Here is an 8,587-nt window from a genome sequence, read left to right as displayed (position 1 = left end):
ACGCTTCATGCCCTTGAAATCTCTCATCGGAGCTTACCGTGCTGGTGCGGGCCGCCGTCGGGTGAGGACGGGCAGGACCCAGTTCGTCGTTCCGTTCGGTCGGGGCCAATCCCCGTATCGATGTGCTCGGAAAACCGTTCGCCGCCCTGTGGTCCGCCGGGCCGAACCGGCCCGACCGTCACTGGCCCAGACGCGCTTGAGCGAGCAAACCTGCCCGAAAAGGATGCGTTTGAGTGGGAGACAAGAAACGACTTAGCGCGCGATGACGTCGTTTCCAAGGCTTTTGTTGCGCGTCCCTTTCGCCCCCCGTCAGGCCTCGGGGATGGGGTCGACGCGCGGGTCCGGGCCGTTGGTGACGACGCGGTCGCGGTCGCCCAGGTCCTTGACCACCTTGACGCCGGTGAAGCCGGCCGCCTCGAACAGGGCCTTGACCGCCGCCCCCTGATCCCAGCCGATCTCGACGGCGAAGACGCCGTCGGGGCGCAGGATGCGGGCGATCTCGGGGGCCAGATCGCGATAGGGCTGCAGGCCGTCGGGGCCGCCGTCCAGCGCCAGATGCGGGTCATGCTCGCGCACCTCGGGGTCCAGACCGGCGATGTCGGCGGTCGGGATATAGGGCGGATTGGACACCACCAGGTCGAAGCTGTCGTCGGCGAAACCCGTGGCCCAATCGGTGCGGATGAAGGTGCAGCGGCCGTCCAGGTCCAGGTTGGCGGCGTTCTCGCGCGCCACGGCGATGGCCTCGGTCGAGATGTCCGTGCCGACGCCGCGCGCCCCGGCCCGCTCGACCAGGGTGGCCAGCAGGATGGCGCCCGAGCCGGTGCCCAGGTCGACGAAGTCGAAGGCGCGATGCGGCGGGAAGGCCCGCACGACGACGTCCAGCAGGGTCTCGGTGTCCGGGCGCGGGCTGAGCACGTCGGGGGTGACGTTCAGCATGATCTTCCAGAAGCCCTTCTTGCCCAGGATGCGCGACACCGGCTCGCGCTTCAGGCGGCGTTCGATCATGGCGTCCAGCGCCGCGAGCTTGTCGGCGTCGACGACGCGATAGGGATCGGTCAGGATGTCGACGCGGCCCGCCCCGGTCGAGGCCTCCAGCAGCAGGCGGGCGTCGATCGACGGACTGTCGATGCCGGCGGCTTTCAGCCGGGCTTGCGCGCCTTTCCAGGCGGTGAGCAGGGTCGGGGCGGCGGATGCGTTTTCGGACATGAAGGCTGATTGGCGATTGCCGCGCGGGAATTCAAGACGCAAGCGGACCGGGAACAGGCGGCCAGCGTGGCCGTTGAGGGGCGGATGGGGATGCAGAACCTTCTGAAACGGACGTCGCGAAAACGCGGAAACGGCGGCGCGGTCTGGCGCTATCTGGGCGCCGCGGCGGGCGGTCTGGCGGCGGGGGCCACGGCGGCGCACCTGCTTTATACGCAAGGCCACAAGTACGGCGTCGAGCTGCGGCCCAGACGGCCCGAGCCCCTGCCCCCGCGCGATCTCACGCCCGAGGACTATGACGCCGACGAACCCGGACGCGGGCGTCTGGCCCAGCACCCGGCCCATATCCCGCGCAAGGGATGGGTCGACATCGTCTGGCGCACCGGCATGGGCTATTTCGGCGACCGCGTCGGCTTCGTCGCCGGGGGCGTGACCTTCTTCATGCTGCTGGCCCTGTTCCCGACGCTGGGCGCCTTCGTCACCATCTACGGCCTGTTCGCCGATCCGGCCGACGCCTGGGGGCAACTTAGTTTTCTCTATGAGGTGCTGCCGTCGAACGTGGCCCAGTTCCTGGGGGCCGAGATGCAGCGGCTGGCGGGCGGCTCGACCGGCGAACTGACCTTCACCCTGGTCTGGACCCTGGCCCTGTCGCTGCTGGCGGCCAACGGCGGGGTGAAGACCCTCTTCTACGGCCTGAACCTCGCCTATCACGAGGTCGAGCGGCGCAACATCCTCACCTACAATCTGATGTGCATGGGCTTCACCGTCTCGGGCCTGCTGGCGGTGCTGCTCAGTTCGGGTCTGGTGGTCGGCGTGCCCGTGGTGCTGAAGCTGCTGGGCCTGGAAGAAGAATGGGCGCATCTGGCGCCGCTGCGCTGGCCGCTGCTGTTCCTCGGCTATGTCGCCGCCCTGGCCCTGATCTATCGCATGGCCCCCAGCCGGGCGCGGGCGCGCTGGCGCTGGCTGACGCCGGGCGCCCTGTTCGCGGCGGCGCTCAGCCTGCTGGTGTCCTTCCTGTTCAGCTGGTTCCTTACCACCTTCGTGCGCACCGACTCCTACGGTCCGCTGGCGGCGGCCATGGGCTTCCTGCTGTGGACCTGGTTCTCGGTGCAGGTGATCCTGATGGGCGCCCGGCTGAACGCCGAGATCGAGCATCAGACGGCGATCGACACCACCACCGGCGCGCCCCTGCCGATCGGCGAGCGCGGGGCGATCATGGCGGATTCCATCGGCCCGCGCCGGGGCAATCCCGCAGCCCTGGCCTTCACCCTGAAATACGCCGAGGCCTTAGGCGACCGGGTGCTGAGGCGGCGCGTCAGGCGCCGCTGACCCTCAGCTGAACTCGGCTTCCAGATCGGCCAGGCGCGCGGCCTGGTCCTCGGCGATCAGGGCGTTCAGCAGGGGGTCGATGTCGCCTTCCAGGATCTGCGGCAGGCTGTGCAGGGTCAGGCCGATGCGGTGATCGGTGACGCGGCCCTGCGGGAAGTTGTAGGTGCGGATGCGTTCCGAGCGATCGCCCGAGCCGACCTGGGACTTGCGCGCGTCCGAACGGGCGGCGTCCTTGGCCTGACGCTGCATGTCGTAGAGGCGCACGCGCAGGTTCCGCATCGCCTTGTCGCGGTTGACGTGCTGCGACTTCTCCGAGGACGTCACCACGATGCCGGTCGGCAGGTGGGTGATGCGGACCGCGGAATCAGTCTTGTTGACGTGCTGGCCGCCCGAGCCGGAGGCGCGGAAGGTGTCGATGCGGATGTCCTGGTCGCGGATCTCGATCTCCACGTCCTCGACCTCGGGCAGGACGGCGACGGTGGCGGCCGAGGTGTGGATGCGGCCTTGCGTCTCGGTGGCCGGAACGCGCTGGACGCGGTGGACGCCGCTTTCGAACTTGAGGCGGCCGAACACGCCCTCGCCGGTGACGGTGGCGATGATTTCCTTGTAGCCCCCGGCCTCGCCCTCGGTGGCGCTGTCGAGCTCGACCCGCCAGCCGCGCGTGGAGGCGTAGCGCGAATACATGCGGAACAGGTCGCCGGCGAACAGGGCCGCCTCGTCCCCGCCGGTGCCGGCGCGCACTTCCAGCACGGCCGAGGCGTTCTCATCGGCGTCGCGCGGCGCCAGCAGCAGGGCGACCTCGCGCTCCAGCTCGGGCAGGCGCGCGTTCAGGGCCTCCAGTTCGTCGGCGGCCATGGCGGCCATTTCCGGGTCCGAGGCCATGACCTTCAGGTCCTCGACCTCGGCACGGGCGCGGGCCAGGGCCTGCACCGCGTCGGCCACCGGCTTGAGCTCGGCGTGCTCCTTAGACAGGCGGACGATCTCGGCGCCGTCCGAAGCCGCGCCCATGCGCGCCTCCACCTGGTGGAAGCGGTCGAGCACCTGATCGAGCCGGGCCTGGGGCAGTCGCAAGGGAGCGTCCTTTGAAGGAAAAATCGAGGGCGGAGCCTTACCCGCCGGACCGTCCCCTGTCGATGACAAGGCCTGAACACGCGTCGATGGAGCGATTGTGAACAGCCGTCACAAGCCCGTCAGGTCGGTTTCTTCGCAGGTGCAAACCGCCTAGCTCGGCAGGGCTGAAACTGAAAGGAGACAGGCATGTTCGACGGAAACGCGGGTTCGCCGCCGGGCGCGGACGCCAATGTCGCGCGGCTTTGCGCGCTCTACGACGGCTTGCTGGCGCGCGCCGACGCGACGATCTCCGCTGAGGCCGAGAGCGAACTGAAGGCCCTGGCCAAGATCTTCGATCTGGACGCCGAGCGGCCCGCCGCCGAACTGTGGCCCTATGTGCGCGCCGTGCTGGTGCGCCAGGCGCCGGCCGCAACCGTCGCCCCCGCGCCTGAGGTCGGCCCCCTGACCGTCCTTCTGGTCGAAGACGACGCCGAGGCCGCCGCCGCCCTGACCGAGGCGCTGGACGCCGCCGGACACCGCATCGTCGGTCCCTTCCACAGCGCCGAGGCCGCCGAGGCGGCGACCGCCCTGCATCCCATCGACGCGGCCCTGCTGGACATCAACCTGTCGGGCGAGGCCACCGGCCTCGACCTGGCCCGCAGCCTGAAGGCGCGCTGGGGCGTCCCCATCATCTTCCTGTCCGGCGACGTCAGCGCCGCGGCCGCGAACGCCGAACTGGCCGCCGCCATGCTCATCAAACCCTATACCGGTCGCGACGTGCTGGACGCCCTGGCGCGCATCGCGACGCCGGACGCGGCGGTCGCCTGACCGCCTCAGGCCAGCAGGGTCTTGCGCTGGACCGCGCCTTCGGCCGTACGGCCCTCCATGCGAACCAGCACCTGGGTCGCCTGGGCCAGCCAGAAGCGCGCCAGGGGCTGGCCGACCTCGAGCCGGTGCGGCGCCTCGGCCGGGGCGGGAGCCCCGGCGAAGGCGCCGACGACGGCGCGGCGCGAAAGGGTCGACGGCAAACGGGGCTCCCGCGGCTGATCAGGGCCAGGACGCTGGAGCCGGCCCTGCCAAACGCTCCAGTTAAGGTTCGGCAACATTTCCGGCGTCGGCGGCGTTGGAACCTGAGCAGATGTCGGGGCGCAATTGGATAGCATCGAAACCTTCCTTCTCTTCCTGGTCGTCGGGCTGCTGGCCCAGGCGGTCGACGGCGCCCTGGGCATGGCCTACGGCGTGATATCGTCCTCGGTGCTGCTGGCCTTCGGCGTGCCGCCCGCCGCCGCCTCGGCCAGCGTCCACGCCGCCGAGGTCTTCACCACCGCCGCCTCGGCCGGCAGCCACGCCTGGCACAGGAACGTGGAATGGCGGCTGTTCCTGCCTCTGGCGATCGCCGGGGTGATCGGCGGCTGCCTGGGGGCCTATGTATTGGCGGGGATTGACGGCGCGATCATCAAGCCCTTCATCATCGGCTACCTCGCCCTGATCGGCGTCTGGATCCTGTGGCGGGCGGGGCACGACGTCACGCATCGCCACCTGCCGGCCTGGATCACCGCGCCCATCGGCGTGGTCGGCGGCTTCTTGGACGCGGTCGGCGGCGGCGGCTGGGGGTCCACTGTCTCTTCGACCATGGTCGGGGCGGGCCATGACCCGCGCAAGGCTATCGGCACCGTCAACACCGCCGAGTTCTTCCTGACCGTCGCCATCTCGGCCACCTTCGCCTGGTCCCTGGTCACGGGTCACTGGGAAGAGGCCGGCGCGCTGGAAAACCACTTCGCCGCCGTGGCGGGCCTGGTGGTCGGCGGCCTGATCGCCGCCCCCTTCGCGGGCCTGCTCGTCAAGAAGATCCCGCGCAAGGTCCTGACCTATGCGGTCGGCTTCCTGCTGCTGTTCCTCGCCGCCTTCCAGGGCGCGCAACTGGCCGGGTTGACCGGCCGATAGACAAAGGGCGGGACCGGCCTGCGCCGATCCCGCCCCCGTTCTCAGTCAGCCGATCAGCGCCGGGTGTGGGCGCGGAAACGTTCGATGAAGGCCTTGATGTTCTCGCGGATGGCGTATTCGTTCGCCAGTCGCAGGCGTTCCGTGCCCACCAGGGCCTCGCCCATCTTGGCCGTTCCGGTGGCGGCGACCGTGTCATCGAACACGATCCGCCCCGAGGCGTCCGTCACCGAATAGCGCACGCGGCTCGTCACCGACATGTCGAGCCCCGCGAGGGGCTGCTTCAGCTCCAGCATGGCCGCCGTCAGCGACAGCGGCGCCGAGTCCGTGGCGCCCAGATAGCCGGTGGCCTTGAGCGAGTTTTCCAGGGCCAGGCGGAAATCGCCGCTGGCGACCTCGGACATAAGCAAGGGGTTGGTGTCGGTGCCGCCCGAGACGTTGACGATCTTGACGGCCTGATAGCCGACGTCCCCCGCCTTGGCGGCGGCGACGGTCGAGGGCAGGACGGTCATGGCGTCGGGGCGCGCGGCCGAGGCGCAGGCGCCCAGGGACAGCAGGCCCAGCGACACGGCGACGACGGCGGCGCGACGGATCATGACGGCGCGGCTCACGGCTGCGCCTGCGGAGCGGCGGCGCGGGCCCGCTCGGCCTCGGCCGCGACCGTCGCGGCGGCCTCATGTCCGGCCGGAACCAGCGTCACGATCAGCGGGTTGGGCGTCAGGTCGTTCATGGCGCCGGAGGTGGCGTCGACCACGCCGCCGACCACTCCGCCGAAGATCAGGTTGCCGGCCAGGCCGGCGGTGCCGCCGCCCGAGACGCCGCTGATGATCTGGTGCTCCTGGGTGACATAGCCCTCGCGCGAGATGGTCACTTTGAAGGCGTCCTTGCGCGGCATGCGGAAGGTGCAGGGCGTGGCGTCGCACTGGAAACCGTTGGAGGTCGAGGCGCGAGCGCCGGGCGGGCTGCTCTCCACCGTGAACTGCTGGGTGGTGCCGCGCGTGATGGTGGCGCAGGCCGGCAGGCTGACGCTCAAACCGGCGAGCGCCATCGCTTGCACGGCGAGGCGTGCATGACGTTTGGAGATCATGATGGTCCTGAAAAGGAAACGGCACCGTCCCCCCGACGGGCCTGCGCCCACCTTCGCATTACAACGTTCTTCCGTCAATCACGCAGGCGTGATGTTAAGCACGTTGCCCGAAATCAGACCGGGACGGTGGCCTGGAAGCTGGGGCGCTGTTCCAGCGCGGTCTGCAGGGCGACCAGGTTGGGACGGCCGCTCTTCCAGTCGTAGTCGGGGTGGCGGAAGCTGATCCAGCTGACGGCGATCCCGGCGCTCAGCACGCCCATGTTGAAGTCCTCCGCGTCCGGCGCGGCGGCTTCCAGCGCATCCAGGGCGCGCCCCATGTTGACGGTCCAGCGGGCCGTCCACGACGGCGAGCGTTCCTGCTCGGGGCGGCGTTTCTCCAGCACCAGCTTGACGCCCATCTCCAGCGCCGCATTGGCCAGGGTCTCCAGCCGCTTGACGCGCAGACGCTCAAGCCCTTCGGCGGGCAGCAGGCGCGGGCCGACGCCCATGGCGTCCAGATATTCGGCGATGACCGGACTGTCGGTCAGAGGCAGGCCGTCCTCGGCCACCAGGGTCGGCACCTGCACCACCGGATTGGTGGCCAGCAACTCGGGCGCATTGGCGTAGGGATCGACCGCGATCTCCTCGATCCGATCGGACAGGCCCTTCTCGCGGGCGACGATGCGAACCTTGCGCGCGAAGGGCGAAGGCGTGGTGATGTAGAGCTTCATGGCTACTCGGCGGCGTTGAGGGCGGTGGCGCGGGCGGCGTCCAGTTCGGCGGCCTTGGCTTCGACCTGGGCGACGATCTCGTCGATCATGCCGTCATTGGCCTGTTTGTGGGCGATCTTGCCGTTCAGATACAGCATCCCCGACCCCGCCCCGCCGCCGGTGAAGCCGACGTCGGTGTAGAGGGCCTCGCCCGGGCCGTTGACGACGCAGCCGATGATCGACAGCGACATGGCTGTCGAGACGTGAGCCAGCTTCTCTTCCAGGATCGCCACCGTCTCGATGACGTTGAAGCCCTGACGGGCGCAGGACGGGCAGGCGATGATGTTCACCCCCCGGTGGCGCAGGCCCAGGGACTTGAGGATGTCGAAGCCGACCTTGATCTCCTCGACCGGGTCGGCGGCCAGAGAGACGCGGATGGTGTCGCCGATGCCCGCCCACAGCATGTTCCCCATGCCGATGGCCGACTTGATGGTGCCGGTGCGCAAGGGGCCCGCCTCGGTCACGCCGAGATGCAGCGGGCAGTCGATGGCCTCGGCCAGCTGCTGATAGGCGGCGACCGTCAGGAAGGGATCGGACGCCTTCACCGAGATCTTGAACTCGTGGAAGTCCAGATCCTGCAGGATGCGGGCGTGGTTCAAGGCGCTCTCGACCATGGCGTCGGGACAGGGCTCGCCGTACTTCTCCAGCAGCTCCTTTTCCAGCGAACCGGCGTTGACGCCGATGCGCATGGAGCAGCCGTGATCGCGGGCGGCCTGGACGACCTCCTTGACCCTGTCGATGGAGCCGATGTTGCCGGGGTTGATGCGCAGGCAGGCGGCGCCCGCCTGGGCGGCCTCGATCCCGCGCTTGTAGTGGAAGTGGATGTCGGCCACGAGCGGCACGCGGGCCTCACGCGCGATGGTTCTGAAGGCCGCCGTCGACTCCTCGTCCGGGCAGGAGACGCGGACGATGTCGGCCCCGGCCTCCTCCAGCTGACGGATCTGTTCCAACGTGGCCGCCGCGTCGGTCGTCGGCGTATTGGTCATCGACTGGACGCTGATCGGGGCGTCGCCGCCGACCGCGACGGAGCCGACCATGATCTGGCGGCTCTTGCGGCGCTCGATATGGCGCCAGGGACGGATGTGGCCGAGTTCGGTGCTGCTCATGTCGCGCGGAACATAGGCGAGGAACGACGGCAAAACCACGACATCAGCCGGGGTCCGCGACGATTCATCCAGCGGGGGCGGGCGCAGCGGCGGGCGGCGGCGCCGCAGCAAGCGCGGCGGCG

At 69.6% G+C, this 8,587-nt stretch carries 10 protein-coding genes; 3 read left to right on the top strand and 7 right to left on the bottom strand.

The genetic code is table 11. The features are described 5' to 3' along the window. Positions 1-309 precede the first annotated feature (309 nt). Complete coding sequence (gene prmC / locus VGE49_RS02390; RefSeq protein ID WP_331032988.1) at positions 310-1,206, bottom strand: peptide chain release factor N(5)-glutamine methyltransferase; 897 nt, start codon at positions 1,204-1,206, stop codon at positions 310-312. A 9-nt stretch (positions 1,207-1,215) separates the two neighbouring features. On the opposite strand from prmC, the gene VGE49_RS02385 reads away from it, so the two are divergent. Further along, entirely contained in the window at positions 1,216-2,532 is a 1,317-nt protein-coding gene (locus tag VGE49_RS02385; RefSeq protein ID WP_331032987.1) for a YihY/virulence factor BrkB family protein, read from the top strand. 3 nt (positions 2,533-2,535) lie between these two features. Here the strand turns inward: VGE49_RS02385 and prfA are convergent, their stop codons facing one another. Beyond that, entirely contained in the window at positions 2,536-3,603 is a 1,068-nt protein-coding gene (prfA, locus tag VGE49_RS02380; RefSeq protein ID WP_331032986.1) for a peptide chain release factor 1, read from the bottom strand. 186 nt (positions 3,604-3,789) lie between these two features. On the opposite strand from prfA, the gene VGE49_RS02375 reads away from it, so the two are divergent. After that, positions 3,790-4,410, top strand: a complete 621-nt coding sequence (locus tag VGE49_RS02375) for a response regulator (RefSeq protein WP_331032985.1) — start codon at positions 3,790-3,792, stop codon at positions 4,408-4,410. A 5-nt stretch (positions 4,411-4,415) separates the two neighbouring features. Here the strand turns inward: VGE49_RS02375 and VGE49_RS02370 are convergent, their stop codons facing one another. Next, positions 4,416-4,610: a hypothetical protein gene (locus VGE49_RS02370; RefSeq protein ID WP_331032984.1), complete on the bottom strand. Its 195-nt coding sequence runs from the start codon at positions 4,608-4,610 to the stop codon at positions 4,416-4,418. 124 nt (positions 4,611-4,734) lie between these two features. Between VGE49_RS02370 and VGE49_RS02365 the strand changes: the two genes are divergently transcribed. Then, positions 4,735-5,526, top strand: coding sequence for a sulfite exporter TauE/SafE family protein (locus VGE49_RS02365; RefSeq protein WP_331032983.1), 792 nt, complete (start codon positions 4,735-4,737; stop codon positions 5,524-5,526). Positions 5,527-5,579: 53 nt separating this feature from the next. Here the strand turns inward: VGE49_RS02365 and VGE49_RS02360 are convergent, their stop codons facing one another. The 4 genes from VGE49_RS02360 to ispG form a co-directional block, all read right to left on the bottom strand. After that, positions 5,580-6,134 carry a hypothetical protein gene (locus VGE49_RS02360; RefSeq protein WP_331032982.1) on the bottom strand — a complete coding sequence of 185 codons (555 nt, stop codon included), beginning with the start codon at positions 6,132-6,134 and terminating at the stop codon, positions 5,580-5,582. After that, complete coding sequence (locus VGE49_RS02355) at positions 6,131-6,610, bottom strand: translation initiation factor 2 (protein WP_331032981.1); 480 nt, start codon at positions 6,608-6,610, stop codon at positions 6,131-6,133. Before VGE49_RS02355 ends, VGE49_RS02360 begins: the two co-directional genes overlap by 4 nt. Before the next feature lie 113 nt (positions 6,611-6,723). Further along, positions 6,724-7,320 (bottom strand): glutathione S-transferase N-terminal domain-containing protein, encoded by a 597-nt coding sequence (locus VGE49_RS02350; protein ID WP_331032980.1) that lies wholly within the window; start codon positions 7,318-7,320, stop codon positions 6,724-6,726. A 2-nt stretch (positions 7,321-7,322) separates the two neighbouring features. After that, entirely contained in the window at positions 7,323-8,465 is a 1,143-nt protein-coding gene (ispG, locus tag VGE49_RS02345; RefSeq protein WP_331032989.1) for a flavodoxin-dependent (E)-4-hydroxy-3-methylbut-2-enyl-diphosphate synthase, read from the bottom strand. Between the last annotated feature and the right edge of the window lie 122 nt (positions 8,466-8,587).

The organism is Brevundimonas sp., assembly GCF_036405315.1.
Classification (GTDB): Bacteria; Pseudomonadota; Alphaproteobacteria; order Caulobacterales; family Caulobacteraceae; genus Brevundimonas.
The sequence above is the reverse complement of the archived record's forward strand: the minus strand, read 5'-3'. Positions and strand labels throughout refer to the sequence as shown.